Raw genomic sequence first — 22,271 nt, forward strand, 5'->3', positions numbered from 1 at the left:
TGGATTTCAGGGCCGGCATTTTCAGCGCCTGACTAGAGATTTAAGATTTGGTATGCCAACGCCAAGATTCACGGCGAGGACCGCGAGGCCGGCCAGCGCTATCCATCCGAGCAGCATCCAGTGCGGCAGGGAGAGGTAGGTCTGGAGGGTGGCAAGCATCGCAAAGACGGCAGATGACATCACGATCGCACTCACAACTCGCGAGTCGAAAACTCCGTTGTTGCCCCAGAGTTTCGGGCCGGTTGCAATCCATAGGCAAACCGTCATCACTGCGTAGGTCGCGTTAAGTATAAGCATAACGGAGCCAATGGCGAGGTCGCCCGCGAACCAAGCCATGGCGATGGCCATCGCACCGACACACAACCCGCTTATCCACATAGGGACGTGGGTGCGCTTTTGCGCGTTCAGGGCTGTGGCGAGCATATAGCACGCCCCTTGCAGCGGCAAGGATAAGAAGCCGATTCCCGCCAGGCTGCCGAGATCGTCGAGTTCCTTGCCAGACAGGCTACCGCTCTGGCCATAGACGAGCGTTGCGAGGGGGAGTGCGTACCACGCGCAGATTAGCGTGATCGACACGGACAGCAGGATCGTCAGGCGCAGCGCCTGCCCCAGCAACACATACCCTTCGGGCGACCGGATGGAAGCGGTGAAGTGCTTTGATAGTCTGGGGAACGTGATGGATGCGATCAGCGTGATGAATACAGATAGCGGGAGTTCCACTAGCTTGCTGGCGTAGTTGAAGATGGCGACGCCGCCTTCTCCGCTGGCGGAGGCGTAGGCGCGCGCAAGCACGGGTACCGCCAACAGGATGCTGCTGGACAGGAGTGCCTGGAAGTAGCGGGTCAAAAGGGCGCGGTTTATTAGCCAGTCCGTCCAGATGTTGCGTGGCCTTTCCCGGGGGATATTCGCCAATTGCGCGGCCCAGCGGAAAAACGCGCCGGCGTTGATGGCGAGGGCCAGGGCTACGATCAACGATGTGTTCACGCCGGGGACCAATAAAACGGCGATGATGCACGCGTTGAAAATCAGTGTGCCAAGCCCGCTGGAGAGGAACCGCTCGTTGGCTTGTAGATAGGCGGTTGTTGTGCCGGCCAGAGCGCTCAGTGGGATCGCCCACGCCATGATTCGCATTGCGACCGCACCGTCGTCATAGGCTTGCGCGACAAGGCCGGGACCGAGCAGGCCGAGAACCTGGATGGGAAACGATGCGATCAGCAGGGCGAGTGTGCCGAACAGGCCACCGATCACAAGCGAGGATTGCACGAACAAGTTCGCCGCGCGCGTTTTGTCCAGACTCTTGAATTCCGGGACGAGTGCTCCTGCAAGCCCTCCAGCGAGCAGCAGATTGACCAGCAGGTCGGGCAGGGTCAACACCAGCACCGCGGCATCTGCCTGGGCGGTGGCGCCGAAGTGGCTGGCAAGAACGATTTCGCGTAGGAAGCCTGTAATACGTCCCGCCAGGATGGCGACGGACAGGACTACTCCCATTCGTATCAGGCTTTTGCCCATCGAGTGTCGTGGTGCGAGGCGGCGTTGTCAGGGCTTGGATGCTGAGCCGGCTGCGGCCGCGGCAATTTGCTTCTGCGAGACGATATCATCCACGATGCGCCGCAGGCGCAGCCGATTTTCATCCACCAATGCGGGCGATGCCTTGAATTGGGCGATTGCCTGGTTCAGCCTGCCGATTTCGTGTTCAAAGTCCATGTTGGACTTGAGTTCGTCGAGGCTCTGTGCCATCCGGTGGAAGGTGCGCGACAGAATGACGCTGGACGAGCCGAGGCGGACGTGTTCGCCGAGGATGACTTCGGCGGGCAATTGTCCTTCGCCAACCCGGGCAATGCCTCCAATGCCAAAGGGGAGTCCCTGGCTGCACACGATGGCGGCCAGTTCGTCGATGAGGCCGCTGGCCAGCGGCTCGAACATGAAGGTACAGCCTAGCTCAAGATGCAGATCGTTGAGCCCGATGTGAAGTTCGGATACGCCGGCGATCTCGACGATTTCGGCGAGAGATCGCGTGGCGCCTACGGTTTCCAGCAGGGGAATCAGGCGGGCGCGGCCGTCGATCCATTGGCTAACTTGGCGGACCGCAGCCGCGTCCGCGAACATCGGAAGCATGATGATGTCGGCGCCCCGCCTCAAAACCTGCTCAATCTCTTCCTGGGTGTTGCCGTCCAGGGGATTGATGCGTACGAGGAGGTCTGCGTCGGGAGCTGCTTGCCGGATGGTATCCACGTCGCTTAGCGTGTGGCGGCTGATGACAGTGTTCAAATGACCCTGGCGGGCCAGTTTTCCTGTGAACTCAAGGTCGACAAACACACGACTTACTCCGTGTTTGACGACGTACCGGGCGATGTCCGGCAAGTTCGTGATCAGCATGTAGTTCATCGTGGTCCACCCGTCTATAGCGGGCAGAGTGTACACTATCCTGCCCATAAATGGGTTTTCAGTCAGATACAAATTGGTGTGTTTCTGGTCAGCGGAACCAATGAATAACTATGAGTAGATCAAGTCAGCTCGTCGCTTCGGAAGAAACTCCCGATCTCAATTTTCGACAAACCATGCTCCGAGTTGGTCTGGTGTTTGTCGTATTGTGCATCGGGTTTTATATCGTGGGGGCAAGTGGTTCGGGTAGCCTAAGGCCTCGTCCGGTGCTGCATTATCTGTTCACCTCTACGCCTGCTGCGATTTCAAGCTACGCCAGCTACTATTTCTACAATGTCCTGGAGAAATATGATTTTTGGGGGGTGGTCGCGTCAGTGGGTTTTCTGATGATTATTGGAATTGCCACTGCCTTGCTGGTGTTTGAGATTTTCTACTACTGGTGGAGGCGGGGCGACTTCCGAGTTGGAATGCGCGAAACGTCGCTGTATCGCTTTGCATTCGGCGACAAGAGCGAACGGACCGATCTCTACCTATTCCTGTATTACGCGCTGTCGCTTGATGGGTTGGTGGTCATGGCGTTGGGCTTGTTGGGGCCCTTTATTATTTTTGGGATTCTCGTCAATAACGTCCAGATCGGTATTGGGCAATATATGCCGTCGTGGGCGGCGTTTCTTGTATTCATCCTGGTTGCGGATTTTCTGGCGTATTGGTTTCACCGCTTCGCTCATACAACGACGTCGCTTTGGGAGCTGCACAAGTTCCACCATTCCGCACTCAGCATGAATCTGCTGACGGCGCACAGAAATCATCCATTCGAAGTGGCGATGCAGTATCCGCTGCGCGCGATTCCGTTGATTCTGGTCGGGCCCAGCATTCCGGAGTACGTGGTCTACACAATGATTCACCACGCGGTGATTCTGCTGCAGCATTCCAATTTCAATGTCGGCTTCGGCTGGTTTGGTCGTATTATCGTGTCACCGCGCTTTCACCTGTTGCACCATTCCTCCAAGCCTGAGCATTTCGACCAAAACTATGCTGTGGTTTTCTCGTTTTGGGATGACTTGTTTGGTACAAGGTACAAAGGGAAGGATGTTGATCCCGTTTATGGCGTGACAGACAACTATTTTAACCGGCGGGGATTCGGTTTTGATATGTGGGCGCCATTCAAGCGATTCTGGCGAGGAATTTTCCGTAAACCGGTCAAGGTCTAGGAAGCATCGGCTCCCGCCGCGGGCAGCGCACGGGAGCCAGTTCGATGCTTACTTTGCCTGCATGTCAGCTGTGGCGCGGCGAGAGGGGTCTTCAGGACGCGTTGAGTAGCGCTTGAGCCGCAAGGCGGGTTTCTCCACCAAGTACCAGGACAACAGGCCCGCTGTGATGCTGAACGCGACCGAGATCCATGCGCCTGCAACGGGCGAAACCTTGCCGTTCAGGTAGTAATACGCCATTTGCTGCAGCGGTGTCGAATATATGTATACACCGTAGGAGATGTCTCCCATCCGGTGGATGGCATCGGCCAGTCGCGAATGGCGCACTCCAATGGCCATGACAATATATGGCAGTGCGATGAAGTGCACAGGATAGTAGGCGCTGGTCTTGAAAGTCAGTATGTAAACAACAACCAGGATCGCCGCAACGTCAAGCCGCAAGAAGCGCAGGGGTATCCAATTGAATAGCGCCCCGATGAAAAAAAAGGCGATGAAGCGGGCTGCATTCACTGGTTGAAAATACAGCCAGAAAAAATAATCTTCTTTATTGTTGTTGATCGATTGCATCGCATACCAAAGTGTCTTGTCATTGGTAGCCATGCCATTGAGAAAATAGGCCGCGGCAATGATGGCCAGGGCGAGGACGTACGGCCACTTGCGGCCCCTGACAAACAGCAAGGCTATCGCGATGAGATAAGCCGAGAACTCGATGCTGAGCGTCCAGATGGAACCGTTGACGGTGAAGGGCCGGGGTTGGCCTTCGAAAACGCCGGGCAGTACGGTTTGCAGTGGGAACAGGAAAATATTCAGCAGATAAAGCCACGTGCGTTCGTGGGACAAGTAGCTCGCAAGGGGCAGGCTTGTGACCATCGGGCCCAGGATCAAGGCGCTCCATAGCATGCAGACGATCAGGCCGGGGAAGATGCGCACTGAGCGATTGACGATGTAGCCGCCAATAGTTGGCGAGGCAATCAAGCTGCGTGTCACCAAAAAGCCGCTGATCACGAAAAAGGTGATCACGCCGACGGTCGCCAAGTCGTCATAGCCGGACCATTGCAACACGGGACAGGGGCCAAGGGCGAAGATGCGCAACACATGGGAGTACACGACCATGAACGCCGCTGCAAGGCGCAGGGCGTCGAAGTTGTTGCGAGGCGGCAGAGCAACCAGGGTGTCCTTGGGATGGGCTGCGGAGCCGGCGCTCAGAGCGAAAGTCATCATGTCATCGATTGAAATGGTGGGGTGCGACGGAAGTGCGCAATTTTTGCACAGGTAGGCGGGGCGTGGGCGGTTTTGGGTGTGGCTAGCCCGGGCATCGCACTATAATGTTCGCCTACCTACATTGGCCACTGCCGCGAAATTATCCATGAAAAATAACCCCACGTTACATGTCGTGCACTGCATTGACACAGAGGGCCCGCTCGACGAGAGCCTTGCGGATACCTTTGTTCGCCTGCGGCAGTTGTTTAACGTGGTGCTTCCCCCCACGCGTGAGAACCTGGCCAAGCTGCAGCAACGTCAGATCCCGCTGGATGGCCTGGAAGACGAGGTTGCCAAGGTCGTTTCGCCCTCGCTGATGGCCTATAACCGCACTTGGCATGACGTGGGCGCGATGCTTGATGATTGCATGAGCGCCCCCTTTCGCAACCAGATGGTCGATGATTTTGGCCGTGGTTGGGTCTATAGCTGGCATTGCATGGACCATTTGGGATTGAATGAGAATCCCCGACGTAAGGATTTTGGGTACGGAAATATTTTTCGCTACTACCAAGACAAGATACGCGAGACGAATTCCGAGCTCGATGAAATTGATTGGCATTTCCACCCGCTGTCATTGACTCGGCACCCGCTTCATGCTGCAACGTCTTTTGCGAATAGTATGGATATTTTGATGCCTACTATTGCGCGACGCATTATAGATAATCACTGGTTCCCCACTACCAACCGGCCCGGCTTCCATGCCGAGCGCCCGGATTCGCATTTGTTTTTCGAACAGTGGATTCCCTTTGACTATGCCAGTCAGTCGCATGAGTCGGCGATCTCGGCGCAGCGTGATACTCAGCTTGGTCGGTTTGGCGATTGGTCCCGTGCCCCGGCGGATTGGCTTGGTTATCATCCCAGTCACGACGACTATCAAGTGCCTGGAAACTGCCGGCGCTGGATTTTTCGGTGTTTAAATCTGGGAACGCGCTTGCGGGTAATGCAGATCGAGCATGTGAGGGATGCTTTCAGGCAGGCGAGTGAGAATGGGTCGGCGATTCTGGCCTTTGCCGATCACGATTATCGGGATATTCGACCAGACGTCCAAACCTTGCGCGCAATGTTGCAAGAGGTGCGTGCTGAGTTTCCTGACGTGAAAATACGGTTTTCCGGGGCCCATGAGGCGGCACAGGCGCACGTCAGCGCTGAAAGCGAATCGATAAAGCCGTTGGAGCTTGCGCTTCGGGTGGAAAATAATCGTATTTACGTGAACGTGGTTGCGGGACAGGTCTTCGGTCCGCAGCCATTCCTTGCATTGCGCACGCGTGATGGGCGCTATTTTCACGACAATTTTGATGTCATCACGCCGAATTCCGAATGGACTTATGTGCTGGACGACCAGACAATGATGTTGCAGAGTCTGTCGCACATTGGCGTGGGAGCAGCGGGTCGCTTTGGCGGATACCACGTAGCGTTACATACGGTTGTATGATGCAGCGCCGAAATCTTGCTCGGACCTCATAATTGATCCGAACAAATGATTCGAGCAGATTCGAAACGTCGATACTGATCCAGAGATAATGAAAGTATTCTTGGTGTTTTACGGAGGGGGCCATGTCACCGCCGCCGTTCCGCTTATCCGCTCGCTGAAAAACAGAGGTCACGAGGTTGTGCCGCTCGCGTTGACGACGGCTTCCGCGGTGTTGAGCCGATTGGGTATCGCGCACCGGACGGTCCGTGATTATGTTGATGCGACTGACGCGCGGGTCGCGCTGTATGGTGGCAAGCTAGCCGAGAAGCACCATACGGAAGGCAAGGGCATTCCGAGGGAAGAGTCCATTGCCTACCTCGGCGCTTCGATGCGGGATCTGGTTGATGAGATTGGAGAGACCGCGGCGTGGGCTGCTTATGAAGAGCGCGGCCTCAATGCGTTTTCACCGGTGGCCACGGCGAGCCGCATTCTCAAATCGGAACAGCCTGACTGGGTGGTGGCGACAGCCTCGCCCCGCATGGAATCCGCGCTATTGCGGGCGGCCTGCCAGCTGCATATCCCCAGCATCTGCGTCATCGATCTTTTTGCCATCCTTGAGTTGCCTTGGTTGCGCCGCCCTGACAACGGGCACTTGCTGACGGTCTATTCGCAGACCGTGGTCGATCGCCTGGTGGAGGCCGGGCGGATGCGCGAACGTATTTTCGTGACTGGCAATCCGGCATTCGATGCGCTCAATGATCCCGAATTGCAACGGCTGGGCGCGGAGTGGCGCCATCGACATGGGGTCGCGGATCAAGAAAAGCTCATCCTCTGGGCGGAGCAGCCCGAACCGTCGAATCCCGAACTGCCCCGGCGGGTAAGGGCGTTCCTCGCTGAGCTTTGCGCACGGCGCGCAGGGTGGCGCCTGGTTGTACGACTGCACCCCAGCAGTACCGATCCGCGTGGTGAGGTTATTCCCGACGGCGCGTTGCACAGCCCTGCGGAAGATGCGTTGCCGGTGGTGGCGGCCGCGGCGGATGCCGTTGTTACGCTGACGTCCACGGTGGCGATGGAGATGTTGCTGACGGGTAAACCCGCCATCGTCCTACAGTTGTCCCAATACGATGCGTTGGTAAGCTACAGCGAAGCGGACGGCGCGCTAGTGCTTGGCGATCTGCAGGAAGTGGGGCAAGGTCTGGAACAGGTGCTGAACGACACGCCGCTTGCCCGCAAACTCGCTGCGGCCCGCAAGACGTTGCCGCCTCCAGGAAACGCGGCCGAGCGTGTCTGCGATGTGCTTGAAAATGAGCATGCGAAGACGCTCGCCGAGATTCGAGAGGCCCGTTCATGAGCCCGCAGAATGCAATATTCGGCGAGACTGGGCCGGCGCAGGACGCCTCGGCACCGCTGGTGGCCGATGACGTGGCGACGCGCTGGCGGGGCAGGTTGCTGGTTCTGCTTGCCCTAGGGCTGTTCACCGCCGCGAGTCTGCCGATCCTTCCCGTCTGGGGCGATGCATGTAGATTGTTCGCAATCGTCGTTCTCGTGCTTCATCCCCGTGTGCCCCGATGGCTGGGTGTGGTCCTGGGGTTGACTCTGGTGGGATTGATGCTCCTGCCAATGGCTCATTCGCATGCCGGCTTGCTGGTCAGGCCGCTGCAGTATGTGGCGGATGCCGTGCACTATGTCATGGGCTATCCGCTCAACCTCGCGCCGGCAGTGCAATTGCTCATCGTCGATAGTGTTCTTTTCGCTGGGCTCGGGTTTCTCTGCTGGCGGGATACGCGGCATAACCCGATGGGCCGGTATGTACTCATCGTGCTGGCGCTGTTCGGCGTCTGGTTGTTCGGCAATGCGCTGTGGAGTCTCTATGATGCCGTTCGCGAGTTGTCGACGGACGCCGAGAGCGCCTCCTTGCTTGAGCGTTCTGTCAGTAGCGTAATGGCGGCCTCGGCCATCTGGTACGCATTCATCCTGACTGCATTCTTGGTCATGCTCTTGGTCAAGACCGAGCGCGATCGCACCCTATTGCTATCGACGGTCGGTCTGGCCATGGTGTTCCAGGCGTTGATCGCTTTGGTGCAGATGGCGGTGGGAGACTGGGCCTACATCCTGGAATTTCCAGATGGCTTGGACTACATCCGCCGGGTGCGTGGAGCATATTATTACCACGGCAGTCTGGATTTGTTCCTGACGATTGGTCTGTTCGTCATGGTGTCGCTGACGGCGAACGTGCGGCGGAAATGGTTGCCAGTGGCGGGTTTTGCAATACTGGCCTGTACGTTGGCGCTGAACAGTACCCGCGCATTGAGTGTTGGTATCTGTCTCGGCGCCGTCGCATGCCTGGTCTGTTTTTGGCGGGTGCGGGCAAGCCTGTATCGCCCGATGATTGTGGCGTTGATACTCGTCATTCCCATGTTTGCGTCGCTGGTGTTCTATGACAAAGCGGAACGCAAGATCGAGGGAGATGGTACGTCGGTTGAAATCCTTGCTCAGACCAACGTGGCCCGTTTCGATCTGGCAGGCGGCGCGCTAAAGGCGATTGAAAAGCAGCCCCTGTCGGGATATGGTCCGAGTTGCGTGATTCCCTTGTCCGGCCGCGTGTTGGGCGGCGAACGTTGCACCGATTCGTCTCACGTGCTTCTAGTGGACGCCGCGCTGATGCTGGGCATTCCGGCTCCGGTGCTATTGTTCCTGTTCTTCGCGGGCATCGGCGGGTACTGCCTGTGGCGTGTCTTGTTCCGTCGTGATCCCTGCGGGCTGTACATGGTTGGCGTCGTGGGTATGGTGGTAATGCTGGGCATTGCCACCTTGTTCTTCCCCAAGGAGCGCGACTGGAATCTTCTCATGGTGTTCGCGATCCTGGCGCTGGCAGTCTGTGCTCCCAACGGGTCGGTTACAACGGGGGAGCGCTCGATCCTTGTGAACCGCTGGGGCCGGGTTGGCATTGCGCTTAGCGCGTTTGCATCGATCCTTTGGGTCGTGCTCACGAGCCCGACTTACACAATGCCCTTGACGGACTTTCTGCGCGCTCGCGCGCTCATGAACGCGCAACATGTGCCTCAGGTGGTCTACAGCAATTCGGGTCTGTTGACGGCGGTGGGACGATTTGCCTTTTCCGTGATGGGCAACTGGATTCCCTCTATAAAGAACGTGTCGTTCCGTCAATTGCGTGATAACGGCGAGGCGCTTGATCTGCCTACGGGATCCTGGGTCTTCTGGTCTGGGGCGCACGACAGTGCCTATCCCAACCTGGTGAAGAGCCAGCGTTTCAATTTTTACCGCCCTTACGGCCTGGCGCCAAGTTTCAATTTGCCCTATGGTTGGGAGATGGTCCGCAGCAGTTCGCCGGCGGTGTCGCTGCTGAGGGTGGGGTCTTCACCATACGTGGCGCCATTGGGGCTGGACGACGTCCTGTGCGGCAAAGTCCGTGACGATGATGTTTCGCTGTTTGGAACGCCGCGCGACTGCGCCCCGCATGTCCCGGTGAATGAGCTGAGCGAATGGCGGCGTATCGCACCGTTCGTGACTCAGTTGCAGTTCAAGCTGAGCGACTCGCAGACAGAAGCCGAAAAGCGCAGCCGCATTCAACGGCAACTGACCCCAGTGCGGCACACGGGTTTGGAGTTCGACTTGATCTATCAGGATGGCCGCAGCGTCCATATCGATGAGGATCGGAGTATCCCCCTGGCTTTCGGCGAGGGAGAGCGTCTGAAGGCGGTTGATATGACGATGCGCGTCAACGCCCCTTACGTACGCCTGGAGTCGGGTGCCGTGATCGCTGTAGGCATGAATCTGGCGCGTCCTGATGCAATTACCACGGTGACGGCGGAGGGTGTGAAGCCCGCGCCTGTGCTGGGGGATGAAAAGGCCACGACGTCGTGGGCAGGACGTGATGGCGATCAAATCGTAATCGATGCCCGCAGGGCCAAGCGCGCGGCACCGTTCCTTTATGAAATCATGCTGCCGAACTACGCCAAGCCAGACGGCAAGCCGCCAGTCAGTTGGGTCTTCGAGGGATCAAACGATGGTCAATCCTGGGTCGACCTGGATCGGCGCAGCCGCCGTGAGGATCTGACCCCAGGGGCAACCGAGTGGTATGCGCTGCGGTCAACGCCGGGTTATGACTATTACCGGTTCACGTTGACCGGCAAGAGCAAGAGCGAACCTATCTCCGTCTCTGGCGTGAAGCTGTACACCGAATTTTCTGGAAATCCTGACTATGAATGAGAGCATCTTACTAATTGGCGCTGGCAACCTGGGAAGCCGGCATTTGCAGAGTCTGGCAGATGCTCCGTGGATCGGGCGCGTGGTGGTGGTGGAACCCAGCCAGGCGGCTGCGGAAGTTGCCCGTACGCGATGGCACGATGTGCCGAATTGCCAGGGCAAGGAGTTGATTTTCGCCGCATTGGACGATGTTGCACGGCGCGGGCCGTTTCATGCGGCCGTGATTGCCACCCCCGCTCCAGGACGTTTGCAAGTATTGCGCGCGGTGCTTGGCCTGGGGATCAAGCGAGTCCTGTGCGAGAAGGTGCTTTTTCAAAGCGAAGCAGAACTGGATGACGCGTTGATGGTGGCGGCCGAGGCAGGCGCAGATATCCGCGTGAACCATATCTACCGTTACCTGGACGCTCTTTACAAATTGCGCGCCCTGACGGTCGGCCAGCAAGTGTCCATGTCCGTGGACATCGACGGCGATGGCATGGGCTGCAATCTCATTCACTACGTCGATCTCTTTGCCTATCTGACCGGCTCGAACGTGAGCGAGCTGGCGGCGGAAATCGACAAGCCGGTCCACGAGTCCAAGCGGGGCGGCAATTTCGTGGAGTTCACGGGCAAGGCCGTTGCGTCCGATGATCTCGGAGGTCAACTTCGCGTGACTTACCACGACAAGGCACCAGCCGCGGCTCCGCGCATCTGTGTGGAAGGCGAATTCGGCCGGGTCGTGTTCGATGAAGCGACGGGTTCCGTGGTCAGCGATCTCGCCCCATTGCAGGGTCTTGTCTTCAATGTGCCACGGGTGAGCGCGCTGACTGCGCCAATTCTTGCGGAGCAACGTGAGGGCCGCTGCTTGTTGCCGACCCTGGAGCAATCCGCGGCTATGAACCGTCTGATGTTGAAGACATTCAATGTTCAATTGACTGGGCGGCATGAGCGTGACCTCGCTTGCCCCATCACCTGAATAGCCTGTTGCGCACGAGGAGTTGGAACTCATGAATATCTTGTTGGTTGGCGCGGGCGGGATTGCCCCCGAGTATGTCAAGGCGCTGCGTGCTGTAGGCGTTCAGAATATCGATGTGTTGGCTCGCACAGAAGCCTCCGCACAGAAGCTTGCGCGGGATTGGCAATTGGGCCAGGCGTTCGGCGGTGGGGCGGATACGCTGGCCAAGGTCGGTGGAAAGTACGACGGCGTTGTGCTGGCATCCGCGATCGAAAGCTTGATGCCCCTGATGAATGTGCTGGCTGACATCGGCGCACAAAAAGTGCTCGTCGAAAAGCCTGTCGCGCTGTCGAGCCAGGCGTTGCGCACCTTTATTGCGGCGCATCCGTCGTTTGATGCGGCCGTCGCGCTGAACCGCCTGTACTTCCCTTCCGTTCAATTGCTGCGCGAGCACATGAAGGGCGAAGAAGTCACCAGCGCCGCGTTTTCGTTCACGGAGTGGGTGCATCGCATTGATGCCACCGCGTATTCCACTCTCGAGCTCGCTCGGTGGGGGGCCAGCAACTGCATCCACGTGATAGCAACCGCATTCGACCTTATCGGCATGCCCAAGGCGCTGCATAGCGTTATCGGCGGCAAGGACACCATATCCTGGCATCCTGCGGGCGCCGTGTTCGCCGGATCAGGAAGCTCGGACAGAGATATTCCGTTCACTTACATGTCGGATTGGCGCAGCGCTGGACGCTGGTGGCTGAGCGTGAGCACAACGCGGGGGCGCTACGACCTGATGCCGATGGAAGGCGTGACCTTCACCGAACGCGGGACCATCGCACCCCAAACGTTGATGGCGCCCTATTCGGGCGAGGTCAAGTGCGGTTTTGAGCCAATGCTAAGGGCTTGGCTGGCGCCGGCTGGTCAATCGGCCGTCGTGGGTTTGAACGATCTGGTGGCTCATCTCGAAGTCATTGAGAAAATCTTTGGTTATGACGCGGTTGCCTAAAACCCTGGACGTCGCCGCGTTTCTTGCGCGGCCGCTGGATCCCCTGGTCTTCTACGATATCTTGCCATCGGACGGCTGGTCGGTTCGGGGTCTGCCCGAGAAGCCGGTTATCGGCGATTTGGTGGACAGGTTATTGGCAGCTACGGTCGACACGGTGGCGGAAGGCGATCTCGATCTGATCCGGGCGGCGCTGTTGGGTGGCGGCGCGGACCAAGAGCGGGACGAGCGGTTGACTGCTCTGGCGGACCATGCATCCAGGCTCTACTCGCGCTTGCTTGAAGGCGGGAAGAGCCGTAGACCGCTACGCATGAAGTTGCAGCAATTGAACTTCTTCCTGCGCGATTGGCTGGATCGCGACGTCGATGTGGTGCGTGACGTGCAGGGAGAGACGTTGCTCGGTGCGCCGGCGCCATGGGACTGGCTGGACCTGGAGGGAGGGGGGCGACTCCTGTTGATTTCGGGGCCAGACAATGTCCGGTGGCATTGGCAGGGAAAATCCGGCGGGCAGTCTTGCGGATACCCGAGTCAGCTGGACTTGATCGCTCCTGGGCGCATTAGCATCGGTTCGATTTTTTCAAATGGCGCTGATGTATTTGATAACGGCACCATTGATCATGTGGAACATCATCGGCCTATTGTCCTGATGTTCTCCATGGCAGCGGAACTCTGGGCAGTGGATTACGACGGCCATGTCTTTCCGATCGGCGATCACGCGGCAGGAGTCAAATTGCCTATTCGGCAGGTGGATCGCGCGCGCCGTATCGGCGATCGGCTCTATCTGTCCGATTGGACCGCCCCGGGCGTCATCGTCGTAGTGGAGCTTGGCAGTCTTGCCTGCCGGGTTCAGGCTCTGCCGGGAATACTGCTATTGAATGACATCTGCGAGGGGGCCAAAGGCTTCTACGCGGTCTGCAAGCAGCAAGGCAATGTCTTTGCGTTTGATCACGCTTTCATGCCTCGCGGTGAGCGGCTTGGATTCGGGCGAGGCAAGGGGAGGCTGTTCGATCCCTTGACCGTGCGCTGCAGCGGTGACCAGCTTCAAGTGTTGAACTGGATCACCGGCAGTCTCATTTTGCTGAAGGCCTTCTAAGCCTGAATAGGCGTTTATTTGCGCTTTTTCAGTGCTGTTTCGATGCACGCAATGGTGCGCTCGAGCTGGCCTTCGCTCATGTTCGAACCGGAGGGCAGGCAGATACCGTTGTGGAAGAGTCCGTCTGAAACGGATTCTTCACCGTGCTTGAAATACTCGCAAGATGCAAAGACTGGCTGCAGATGCATCGGCTTCCAGACCGGGCGAGCTTCGATGTGCTCGGCACCCAGCGCCTGGATCAAATCGGTCGGCGTCACCCCGATCTTCGGATCCAGCGTGAGCGCGCTCAACCAGTGGGTCGAGAAACTCCAATCGGGTTCGGGCATCATGTGGACACCAGGCACGCGCTGGAAGCGGTCGAGGTACTGGGCGTAGACGTGTCGCCGGCTTTGTACCCGGTCCTCCAGCACCTTGAGCTGACCTCGGCCGACGCCCGCCAGAATGTTGCTCATGCGGTAATTGAAACCGATTTCGCTGTGCTGATAGTGCGGGGCCGGATCCCGGGCCTGAGTGGACAGAAAACGGGCCCGGTCGACGATCGCTTTGTCATTCGACACGAGCATGCCGCCACCCGACGTGGTGATGATCTTGTTGCCGTTAAACGAGTAGATGCCGATGGCGCCGAGCGTGCCGCTGGCGCGGCCTTTGTAGCGTGCGCCGAGGGACTCGGCGGCGTCTTCAACCAGGGGGACCCCGTACTGGTCGCAAAGGGCAAGGATCGGGTCCATGTCGGCGCTCTGGCCGTACAGGTTCACCACGATCACCGCCTTGGGCAGTTTTCCCTTGCGCTTGGCGTCTTCAAATGCGCGCGCGAGCGCCTGCGGCGACATGTTCCAGCTTTCTGGCTCCGAATCGATGAAAACGGGTTGCGCTCCCTGGTAGACAATCGGGTTGGCGCTAGCCGAAAACGTCAGCGAAGAGCAGAACACGGTGTCACCGGTGGTGACTCCCAATATGCGCAACGCCAAATGAATCGCAGCGGTGCCCGAGCTGAGCGCGGCAGCGTGGCCGATGCCGACATAGGCTGCCAGCTCCTTCTCGAAATTGTCGACGTTTGGCCCCAGGGGGGCGATCCAGTTGGTACGGAAGGCTTCTTCGACGTACTCTCGCTCCAGCTCTCCCAAGTGGGGTGACGAAAGGAAAACTTGAGCGTCCAGGTCTGCTCTCGTTACTACCTTGATTGGCCTGCCTTGCGCATCCGTCACCGGAAGATGGTTGATGTCGTGCTGGTTCATCAATTCAAGCGCGGTATGGCGGGTATACCCCTCCGTCAGAACAATGGGGGTCGTGCGATCCAGCGTTTCCAGGGTTTTTTCCAGCGTTGCCCCATTGAGAATGAGACGGCGCAAGTCCCCGTCGGTCACGGTGCGTTCCAATTGCCCGTCCGGCGAGACCAAGAGCAGCATGCCGTGCGCGTGGTTGGATTGGTTCAATCGCTCCAGCGCTTCGCGCAGCGTGACACCCCGCGTAACGCAGAGCTCTGTGATCGGACTCTTTTTCTCGGTAGGTTTCATGTTCTGTCTCATTTACCAAACGGTCAGGCCGCCATCGACGACGAGATTCTGGCCTGTAGTGTACGAGGATGCGTCCGAGGCCAAGTACAGGTAGGCCCCCATGAGTTCATCAGGTTGCGCCATGCGGTTGAGCGGCACTCGCGCTGAGTAGCGGTCAACGAAGGTAGTGTTCTGTCCGCTGAATATACCTCCGGGAGTCACGGCATTGACGCGCACACCCTGAGCGCCCCAATAAGATGACAGATAGTGAGTCAGGCCCCAGAGGGCGGCCTTGCTGACGCTGTAGATGGCGGGAGTGTTGATGGCTCTTCCCAGATAGCTGGAGCCTTCGTATATGCGCTGATCGGGGGCGACGATTCCATAGATGGACAGGGTGTTGATGATGCTGCCTCGACCTGCTTGCGCCATCGGGGTCCCGAACACCTGGCAACAATGCATGGCGCCGGTCACGTTGACGTCCATGACCATGTCCCAGTCGTCTCGCGGGAACGTCTCGAACGGCTCGAAGAAGTTCGGACTTTTGGTTGCCGCGTTGTTGATCAATACATCGATGGCGGGCATGTCGGCGCTGAGGCGTTCGCGGATCGCTTCCAGTGCGGGCTTGGACGTGATGTCGGCGCATTCAGCGCGCAAGCGAGACGGCTCTCCGATATCCTGTTCCAGTGTGCGCAAGGCTGCTTCGGAGTGGTCAAGCGCAATGACAGTCTGTGCGCCGGCATCCAGAAGATGACGGGTCAGTCGTGAGCCCAGGATGCCAGCAGCGCCTGTGAGCAGGATGGTTTTTCCGGTCAGTGTGAAGTCAGTCATTATTTGCCTTGAGTCGTCTGCGCGGATGCCATGATCAGCTCGACAATTCGGAAGTCGATTTCGCTATCGATATCGATTGATCTTTCGCGCGGCATGACATGCAGCCGCGTGCGTCCGTTCCACAAGCCCTTTGTCAGGGAATGGTAATGCCATACATAGATCGATGCATTCATTGCATAGACCTTTGGAGCGTGTTGGCGACCCAGCACGGCCTGATCGGGCACTTTGACCAGACCGATATTGCCGTTCGGCTGACGCTCCACCATGTTGAAATATGGGTTCTTTTCGGCCTCGTATCCCGTGATCACTACATCGGTATCGTCGTCCAGCAGGGCGATGCAGTCAACGATGTCCTGCGCATTGCGCAGCGGGGATGTGGCATCGAGATCAATCACCCGCCCGACGGGGCCCGCGTTAGCGTTCACCCAATCGGCCATGTGTTGAATCACCGGCAATTTACCGGCCTCGCTGGTGGCAAGATGAGCCGGACGGAGAAGCGGCACCAACGCGCCTGCGTGGCGCGCCACGGCGGCGATCTCGTCGTCATCGGTCGAAACGTAGACTTCGTCGATCAGGTCGCAGGCAAGCGCCTGCTCAATCGTGTGAGTAATCAGCGGTTTGCCGTGCAGTAGCCGAATATTCTTGCGGGGCACGCCAACAGATCCCCCGCGTGCGCAGATAGTAGCAATGGTTTTCATGGATTTCAGCAGGCTTCGCGGGCTCGCAACAACAAGTCAAGGCTGGCGATGCCTTCGGTAAGGGGTTGACTGGTTTCTCGATTGGTATCCAAGGCACTGAGCAACTCGGCCATGGCTGCGGGATATGTGGCAGCCACGTCGAAATCTGCCGGGTCATTGGTCAAAAGCAGTTGACGGCCGCCCGCCTGGTTCAGATGGAGCGTCTTGCCGATCAGGTCGCAGACCAGGGTGCCCGACTCCGTAACGACGAGATAACGCCGCAAGGGCTGGCGCGAGATGTAATCGACGCTGACGGTCGCCAGCGCGCCTTGCCGGGCTCGCATCGCGATGCAGGCCACATCTTCCGTCTCGATTTCAAGCGAACTCACTTTGCCCGAAAACGCCTTGACGCTGTCGAATTCGCCCAGCAGCCAGCGAGCGGCATCCACCTCGTGGATGAGATCCAGCATGACGCCGCCACCCAGCGCGTACGAGGCGCTGTAGCTCTTGCGGTAGTCGCTCGCGGGTCTCCAGTCAGGCAGCCATTGGCCCGCCTGGAAGTCGCCGCGCACGATTGCTCCCATATCTGTCTCGAGCAGCCGCTGGCGCATCTGCGCGAGCGCTGGCAGGAATCGGAGATTGCAGCCCACCAGCGTCGGCGCCTTGCCGCGGTGCCTGTCTGCCGCCTCGATGAGCTGGGCAAGCTGTGCGCGATTCGTCACGACAGGCTTCTCGATGTACAGCGCGATGCCGGCGTCAAGCAGCTTTGGCAGGACCTCGATATGCAGGGAGGAAGGGCTGGCGATGACAGCGAGGTCCGGCTTCTCGGCGAGGGCGTCGTCGAGGTTGTCGCACACGATCGCGTCCAGGCTCGCACTGAGCGCATCGTGGTAAGCGCGGGACCGCAGCAGCACCCAACCAAGGTCCTGGCGCAGCGATTTCAGGCTGTTGATATGGCGCCGGCCGATCGACCCTGTGCCGATGACGAGTATCTTCATGTCGCCGTTGCCTTTCGCAGGACGGCGGGAACGCCCGCCCACAGGGAGTCCGGACCGGCATCGTTGCGCAGGACTGCGCCCGCGCCGACGGTGGCGCGTGAATCGATCTTCAGTCCAGGCAGGATGTTTGCACCCGCGCCAATCATGACCTGTTCGCCGATCTGAACGCCACCGGCGAGCGAGGCTTGCGGAGCGATATGGGCATGTTGGCCCACGACACAGTCGTGATCGATGATGGCGCCGTGATTGACGATGACCCCAGATTCGATGCGGCTCGCGGGCGCCACGACGGCGCGCGCGGCAATGAATACGCCATCGGCAATGCAGGCGTGCGGGGAAATGCATGCCGTCGGATGTGCGATGGTCAGCGGCTTGCCACCAGCGCGAACAAATCGGGCGAACAATTTTGCCCGCGCGACATTTGAACCGATGGCGATATGGAAATACTGGTCACGGAACATCGAGTCATCCAGCGGCGCACGAATGCCGACATGCAGCAATGTCGTGCCGTCCAGGGCGGGGTTGTCATCGATGACGACTGGCGAGTAGCCGCCCATGAGCAGCAGGGCATCCAAGACGACTTTGGCATGGCCGCCCGCGCCGACTATCAGCACCTGGCTAGTAGGCATTGGATTTCATCAAGATCGAATCGTCCAGAGGCATCATGGTCAGCAGCGCTGCAATGCGTTCGCTGGCATGGCCGTCGCCATAGACGTTAGCCGAAGATATGCGGCCGGGACTCTGTCGCACGTGCTTGAGCGCGGCCTCGATAGACGCTGCGTCGGTGTCGCAATCCCGGACATTCGGATTGCGCTCACGCAAGTTTTGGCGTGACCCCACATTGATGACGGGCGTGCCGAATGTGGCGGCCTCGATAATGCCGCTGCTGGAGTTGCCGATCATCAGGTCGGCCGCGGCCATCCAGGCGATGAATTCCGGGCGTCTCAGATGCGTGAGCACGCGGACATCGGGCCTGTCCTTCAGGGACTCCAGAACTTGGGCCACCGCCGTACTACCTGCATCGGAATTGGGCTTCAGCGCCAATAACTGGTAGCCGTGGGCGAGGACGGCCCGCAGCAGCGTATCGACCTGTTCGGCGGCTCGGTCGGCTTCTTGCACGACGGGGTGGAACACCATCAGCGCCAGGGGCAAATCGGGGTCCAGGCCCTGCGACTGGCAAAGTTCCGTGCGATTCGCGCGAGGCGTTTCGGCGAGTCCGTCCAGCCCGGGGGCGCCGGTGACGGTAATATGTCGTGGTTGCTCGCCCATGCGGATCAGGCGGTCGCGCGACTGCTGGGTGGCGACGCAATGCCAGTGCGCAAGCTTGGAAATGGCGTGCCGCACGGGTTCGTCAATCGTGCCGGAACGCTCGCCGCCATGGATATGCACGATCGGAATGCCCAGGTGTGCGGCAGCGATGGCGCCGGCCAGCATTTCACCTCGGTCACCGAGCAGCAAGACGATATCCGGCCGGGCTTGTTCGAGGACGTCGCTGAACTGCATGACCATGTACCCGATCGCGCGGGCCATCCCTGCGCCCGTGCCGGTATTCATGGGGAGCACGATGCGGGCCAGGATGGGCAGGCCATCGTGCTCGATTTCCGCCACGGTATTGCCGTACTCGGGAGAGAGGTGCATCCCCGTGACAATGAGGCTCAATTGGCAGGCAGGATTAGCCTGGATCCTGTGCAATGTGGCCGCCATCAGGCCGTAGTCGGCCCGAGTGCCGGAGATATAGACGATGCGTCGCATGGTCGGGCTACTCGACGTCAGTCCAGGTCAAGGTGGTTCTGGACGGGATATCGTGCGTGGCGGTCTTGCCGTACAGATTGGCCAAGTCAGCGGGAGCGATACCCGTTCCCGGGCGCAGCAAGGTCAGGTTATGAGCGCCGAAGACCTCGCCTTTCTTGATCGCGGCGGCGGACGTGACGCTGCGTCGTACCAAGTCTCGTACGGCCAGTTCCTTTTGCGCAGGCGTCTTCACGCCATCACCCTGGGCCTGTTCCACCAACCGGATGCTCTGAACCATGGTGCGCAATTCGGCGGGCTCAAGCGATGCTTTGTGATCAGGGCCCTTCATGTCACGGCTGATCGTGAAGTGCTTCTCGATGACGCTCGCGCCCTGCGCGACCGCGGCGATCGAAATGGCGATGCCATCGGTATGGTCCGAATACCCGATGGGCAGATTCAGCGCCTGACGCATGGTGGCCATCGCGCGCAAGTTAACGTCGGCAGCCGCCGCCGGATAGTTGGATGTGCAGTGCAGGACCGTTACGTAGTCGGACAGCTTGCCGGTGTGGCCGAGGGCCTCGCGCGTGGCCTGCACCGCTGCAACGGCCGCTTCGACTTCTTGCAGATTCGCCATTCCGGTGGAAAGAATGAGCGGCACGCCGTAGGCCGCCAGTATCTTCAGGAACGGGATGTTGGTGATTTCGCCGGAAGGGACTTTGATGCGGCGCATGCCCAGACCGATGAGGAAGGAGGCGGCTTCTTCGTCGAAGGGCGTCGACATGAATTCGATGCCGCGGGCCGCGCAACGCTGGACCAGCGCTTCATAGGATGCTTCCGGCAATTCCAGCGCCTTCAGCATCTGGTGCTGATCGCCATCTCCCGTTTGGGTGCGCTGGTACTCTGCCTTGGGTGCTCCTTCGCGGACGAGCCGGTCGGCGCTGAACGTTTGAAACTTGATGGCGTCTGCCCCGGCGTCCGCGGCAATGTCTACTAGCTCTAGAGCAAGAGCGGTATCACCGTTGTGATTGACTCCGGCTTCGGCAATGATGAACGTGTTCATTGTGTGACGAGATGGTGATGGTTGGGGATGCGACCCATGTCGAGCTGGCACACGTATTCGGGCACCAGCTCCTTGAGGCAGGTCACAGCGTCGAAGAGGCGGTTTTCGCGCAGTGCTGCGGCCAGGCGCTCAAGGCCAGCCATGAGTTCGCCGTACTCGAGTTCATGTTCATTGGCTCGCATGATGCGTTCATGGCCAGTCTTTTCGACGTTTTCGCCAATCAGGAGCTCTTCATAGAGCTTTTCGCCTGGACGTAACCCGGTCACGCGTATTTCGATATCGCCCGCGGGATTGTCGGCGTCACGGACTTCCAGACCCGATAGTTGAATCATGCGGCGCGCCAGATCGACGATCTTGACCGGTTCGCCCATGTCGAGCACGAATACCTCGCCGCCCTTGCCCATCGCGCCAGCCTGCATCACCAGTTGGGCGGCCTCGGGGATGGTCATGAAGTACCGGATGATGTCCGGGTGGGTGATGGTGACGGGGCCGCCCGCCTGTATTTGATTGCGAAATAGGGGGACTACGCTGCCGGAGCTGCCAAGCACATTGCCAAACCGCACCATGCACAACTGAGTCCAGCTCTGCGTACGCGAGTGTGCTTGAAGGATGAGTTCTGCAAGGCGCTTCGTGGTTCCCATGATGTTGGTCGGACGCACGGCCTTATCGGTCGAAACAAGCACGAAGTGCTCGACGCGGGCTTCAATTGCGGCCTGCACCATATGCAGTGTGCCAAACGCGTTGTTCAGGATGCCTTCTGAAATGTTGTGTTCGACGATAGGGACATGCTTGTATGCCGCGGCGTGATACACGGTTTGCACGCCATACCGGCGGATCTGCTCAAGGCAGTACTCCCGATGGCGCACATTCCCGAGGATGGGGATGATCTCCACGGTGCAATCGCGGTGATGGATACGCAGGTATTGCTCGGTAGTGTAAAGCGCGGCTTCGGACACCTCCAGCATGACCAGTCTGGCGGGTCCTTGCGCCAGAATCTGGCTACAGAGTTCTGATCCGATGGAGCCGCCAGCGCCAGTCACCATGACGGACTTGCCCGTCACGCACTTGCTGATCAGATCAGGGATGGGCGGAACAGGGTCGCGGCCGAGCAAATCCTCGATCCGGATGGTGCGCAGCTTCCGATGATCAATCTCGCTATCGATGAGTTCGGCCAAAGGAGGGAGGGTGCGGATCTGCAAATGATACGACGCAAGATCCAGAGCAATTTCACGCAGCCGGCTGCGTGCGGCGCTAGGCATCGCGATGAAGAGCTGTTCGATTTGGTACCGATCAATCAATGTCGGGATGCTTGAGGGCGCGTAGGTGCGCAGGCCGGCGATCCACAGCTTCTGCTTGGCCCGTTCATCGTCCACCAATGCCACTGGTCGGTAGTGCGGGGTTGCGCGCAATGCGTTGGCCAACTGTTGCCCTGCCTTGCCCGCGCCATAGATGATGACGGGGATTCGACGAGTCTCCGGGAACAGGCCCCCGCCGAACGCAGTGCGCAGCAAGACTCGCGACAGTGCGAGCATCGTGATTGCCAGCAAGACGTAAAGAACCAAAAATCCGCGCGAAAGCACGGCGGGTAGAATTCTGAAGAACAGGTCGATCGTGCCGATTGCCATGATCGATAGCACGATGCCGCCTGTGATCGACAGGAGCGTGCGCCCGTTGAACGATCTCAGGGTGAAATGGTAGGCTCCCAGAAGATACATGCCACACAGCGCGCTGAGTACGGCGATGACGGAGTAGAGGCCGTATTCCCTGGAGAAGTACAGGAAGTCGAAGCGTAGCCAAAGGGCGGCATAAAACGACACGAACAACAGGGCAGCGTCAACAACAATAGTCGCAATACGCTTGTATGCTCGCGGCAAGTTCAACAGGCGCGCAGAAAGTGAAGCTAGCAATGTGATCGGCATTATAGAATTCTACCTAAATGAAACATCCCCGTATCCTTATCGTTCGCACGTCA

The 22,271-nt window shown here is 58.9% G+C and carries 18 protein-coding genes; 7 read left to right on the forward strand and 11 right to left on the reverse strand.

Translation table 11 applies throughout. From position 1 onward, the window contains the following. Nucleotides 1–21: 21 nt before the first annotated feature. Together murJ and HV742_RS05185 are read right to left on the reverse strand one after the other, a co-directional pair. Nucleotides 22–1,509, reverse strand: coding sequence for a murein biosynthesis integral membrane protein MurJ (gene murJ, locus HV742_RS05180; protein ID WP_175144625.1), 1,488 nt, complete (start codon nt 1,507–1,509; stop codon nt 22–24). A 27-nt stretch (nt 1,510–1,536) separates the two neighbouring features. After that, nucleotides 1,537–2,385, reverse strand: coding sequence for an aldolase/citrate lyase family protein (locus HV742_RS05185; RefSeq protein WP_175144626.1), 849 nt, complete (start codon nt 2,383–2,385; stop codon nt 1,537–1,539). A gap of 110 nt (nt 2,386–2,495) precedes the next feature. Between HV742_RS05185 and HV742_RS05190 the strand changes: the two genes are divergently transcribed. Next, nucleotides 2,496–3,593 carry a sterol desaturase family protein gene (locus HV742_RS05190; RefSeq protein ID WP_175144627.1) on the forward strand — a complete coding sequence of 366 codons (1,098 nt, stop codon included), beginning with the start codon at nt 2,496–2,498 and terminating at the stop codon, nt 3,591–3,593. 48 nt (nt 3,594–3,641) lie between these two features. On the opposite strand, the gene HV742_RS05195 is transcribed toward HV742_RS05190, so the two are convergent. Continuing rightward, complete coding sequence (locus tag HV742_RS05195) at nt 3,642–4,811, reverse strand: acyltransferase family protein (RefSeq protein ID WP_175144628.1); 1,170 nt, start codon at nt 4,809–4,811, stop codon at nt 3,642–3,644. Between the two features lie 145 nt (nt 4,812–4,956). Between HV742_RS05195 and HV742_RS05200 the strand changes: the two genes are divergently transcribed. From HV742_RS05200 to HV742_RS05225, 6 genes are all read left to right on the forward strand, one after another. Next, on the forward strand, nt 4,957–6,282 hold the full coding sequence (locus tag HV742_RS05200) for a hypothetical protein (protein ID WP_157810471.1): 1,326 nt from the start codon (nt 4,957–4,959) through the stop codon (nt 6,280–6,282). An 88-nt stretch (nt 6,283–6,370) separates the two neighbouring features. Then, entirely contained in the window at nt 6,371–7,612 is a 1,242-nt protein-coding gene (locus tag HV742_RS05205; RefSeq protein ID WP_100508950.1) for a UDP-N-acetylglucosamine 2-epimerase, read from the forward strand. Continuing rightward, complete coding sequence (locus tag HV742_RS05210; RefSeq protein WP_175144629.1) at nt 7,609–10,491, forward strand: O-antigen ligase family protein; 2,883 nt, start codon at nt 7,609–7,611, stop codon at nt 10,489–10,491. Before HV742_RS05205 ends, HV742_RS05210 begins: the two co-directional genes overlap by 4 nt. Further along, entirely contained in the window at nt 10,484–11,443 is a 960-nt protein-coding gene (locus HV742_RS05215; RefSeq protein ID WP_175144630.1) for a Gfo/Idh/MocA family protein, read from the forward strand. Before HV742_RS05210 ends, HV742_RS05215 begins: the two co-directional genes overlap by 8 nt. 31 nt (nt 11,444–11,474) lie before the next feature. Continuing rightward, on the forward strand, nt 11,475–12,422 hold the full coding sequence (locus HV742_RS05220; protein WP_100508953.1) for a Gfo/Idh/MocA family oxidoreductase: 948 nt from the start codon (nt 11,475–11,477) through the stop codon (nt 12,420–12,422). Next, on the forward strand, nt 12,406–13,512 hold the full coding sequence (locus HV742_RS05225; protein ID WP_100508954.1) for a hypothetical protein: 1,107 nt from the start codon (nt 12,406–12,408) through the stop codon (nt 13,510–13,512). Before HV742_RS05220 ends, HV742_RS05225 begins: the two co-directional genes overlap by 17 nt. Before the next feature lie 14 nt (nt 13,513–13,526). On the opposite strand, the gene HV742_RS05230 is transcribed toward HV742_RS05225, so the two are convergent. Genes HV742_RS05230 through HV742_RS05265 form a run of 8 tightly spaced genes read right to left on the reverse strand, consistent with a single transcriptional unit; the run spans nt 13,527 to nt 22,218 of the window. Next, nucleotides 13,527–15,026 carry an aminotransferase class I/II-fold pyridoxal phosphate-dependent enzyme gene (locus tag HV742_RS05230; RefSeq protein WP_278989936.1) on the reverse strand — a complete coding sequence of 500 codons (1,500 nt, stop codon included), beginning with the start codon at nt 15,024–15,026 and terminating at the stop codon, nt 13,527–13,529. Nucleotides 15,027–15,038: 12 nt separating this feature from the next. Then, nucleotides 15,039–15,833, reverse strand: a complete 795-nt coding sequence (locus tag HV742_RS05235; RefSeq protein WP_100508956.1) for an SDR family oxidoreductase — start codon at nt 15,831–15,833, stop codon at nt 15,039–15,041. Beyond that, on the reverse strand, nt 15,833–16,531 hold the full coding sequence (locus tag HV742_RS05240) for an acylneuraminate cytidylyltransferase family protein (protein ID WP_100508957.1): 699 nt from the start codon (nt 16,529–16,531) through the stop codon (nt 15,833–15,835). Before HV742_RS05240 ends, HV742_RS05235 begins: the two co-directional genes overlap by 1 nt. A 5-nt stretch (nt 16,532–16,536) precedes the next feature. Next, nucleotides 16,537–17,508 carry a Gfo/Idh/MocA family protein gene (locus tag HV742_RS05245; protein WP_100508958.1) on the reverse strand — a complete coding sequence of 324 codons (972 nt, stop codon included), beginning with the start codon at nt 17,506–17,508 and terminating at the stop codon, nt 16,537–16,539. After that, nucleotides 17,505–18,137, reverse strand: a complete 633-nt coding sequence (locus tag HV742_RS05250) for an acetyltransferase (RefSeq protein WP_100508959.1) — start codon at nt 18,135–18,137, stop codon at nt 17,505–17,507. Before HV742_RS05250 ends, HV742_RS05245 begins: the two co-directional genes overlap by 4 nt. After that, nucleotides 18,127–19,260, reverse strand: a complete 1,134-nt coding sequence (gene neuC / locus HV742_RS05255; RefSeq protein ID WP_175144631.1) for a UDP-N-acetylglucosamine 2-epimerase — start codon at nt 19,258–19,260, stop codon at nt 18,127–18,129. The genes HV742_RS05250 and neuC overlap by 11 nt, the downstream gene beginning before the upstream one ends. Before the next feature lie 7 nt (nt 19,261–19,267). Then, nucleotides 19,268–20,299: an N-acetylneuraminate synthase gene (gene neuB / locus HV742_RS05260; protein WP_175144632.1), complete on the reverse strand. Its 1,032-nt coding sequence runs from the start codon at nt 20,297–20,299 to the stop codon at nt 19,268–19,270. Next, nucleotides 20,296–22,218 (reverse strand): nucleoside-diphosphate sugar epimerase/dehydratase, encoded by a 1,923-nt coding sequence (locus HV742_RS05265; RefSeq protein WP_100508962.1) that lies wholly within the window; start codon nt 22,216–22,218, stop codon nt 20,296–20,298. Before HV742_RS05265 ends, neuB begins: the two co-directional genes overlap by 4 nt. Nucleotides 22,219–22,271: the final 53 nt, after the last annotated feature.

The sequence above is a fragment of the Achromobacter ruhlandii genome, assembly GCF_902859695.1.
Lineage (GTDB): Bacteria > Pseudomonadota > Gammaproteobacteria > Burkholderiales > Burkholderiaceae_B > Achromobacter > Achromobacter ruhlandii.

What these genes read in the sequence shown, in the direction of transcription:
- murJ (WP_175144625.1), bottom strand. Translation starts at nt 1,509, where the DNA reads ATGGGCAAAAGCCTGATACGAATGGGAGTAGTCCTGTCCGTCGCCATC.
- HV742_RS05185 (WP_175144626.1), bottom strand. Translation starts at nt 2,385, where the DNA reads ATGAACTACATGCTGATCACGAACTTGCCGGACATCGCCCGGTACGTC.
- HV742_RS05190 (WP_175144627.1), top strand. Translation starts at nt 2,496, where the DNA reads ATGAGTAGATCAAGTCAGCTCGTCGCTTCGGAAGAAACTCCCGATCTC.
- HV742_RS05195 (WP_175144628.1), bottom strand. Translation starts at nt 4,811, where the DNA reads ATGATGACTTTCGCTCTGAGCGCCGGCTCCGCAGCCCATCCCAAGGAC.
- HV742_RS05200 (WP_157810471.1), top strand. Translation starts at nt 4,957, where the DNA reads ATGAAAAATAACCCCACGTTACATGTCGTGCACTGCATTGACACAGAG.
- HV742_RS05205 (WP_100508950.1), top strand. Translation starts at nt 6,371, where the DNA reads ATGAAAGTATTCTTGGTGTTTTACGGAGGGGGCCATGTCACCGCCGCC.
- HV742_RS05210 (WP_175144629.1), top strand. Translation starts at nt 7,609, where the DNA reads ATGAGCCCGCAGAATGCAATATTCGGCGAGACTGGGCCGGCGCAGGAC.
- HV742_RS05215 (WP_175144630.1), top strand. Translation starts at nt 10,484, where the DNA reads ATGAATGAGAGCATCTTACTAATTGGCGCTGGCAACCTGGGAAGCCGG.
- HV742_RS05220 (WP_100508953.1), top strand. Translation starts at nt 11,475, where the DNA reads ATGAATATCTTGTTGGTTGGCGCGGGCGGGATTGCCCCCGAGTATGTC.
- HV742_RS05225 (WP_100508954.1), top strand. Translation starts at nt 12,406, where the DNA reads ATGACGCGGTTGCCTAAAACCCTGGACGTCGCCGCGTTTCTTGCGCGG.
- HV742_RS05230 (WP_278989936.1), bottom strand. Translation starts at nt 15,026, where the DNA reads ATGAAACCTACCGAGAAAAAGAGTCCGATCACAGAGCTCTGCGTTACG.
- HV742_RS05235 (WP_100508956.1), bottom strand. Translation starts at nt 15,833, where the DNA reads ATGACTGACTTCACACTGACCGGAAAAACCATCCTGCTCACAGGCGCT.
- HV742_RS05240 (WP_100508957.1), bottom strand. Translation starts at nt 16,531, where the DNA reads ATGAAAACCATTGCTACTATCTGCGCACGCGGGGGATCTGTTGGCGTG.
- HV742_RS05245 (WP_100508958.1), bottom strand. Translation starts at nt 17,508, where the DNA reads ATGAAGATACTCGTCATCGGCACAGGGTCGATCGGCCGGCGCCATATC.
- HV742_RS05250 (WP_100508959.1), bottom strand. Translation starts at nt 18,137, where the DNA reads ATGCCTACTAGCCAGGTGCTGATAGTCGGCGCGGGCGGCCATGCCAAA.
- neuC (WP_175144631.1), bottom strand. Translation starts at nt 19,260, where the DNA reads ATGCGACGCATCGTCTATATCTCCGGCACTCGGGCCGACTACGGCCTG.
- neuB (WP_175144632.1), bottom strand. Translation starts at nt 20,299, where the DNA reads ATGAACACGTTCATCATTGCCGAAGCCGGAGTCAATCACAACGGTGAT.
- HV742_RS05265 (WP_100508962.1), bottom strand. Translation starts at nt 22,218, where the DNA reads ATGCCGATCACATTGCTAGCTTCACTTTCTGCGCGCCTGTTGAACTTG.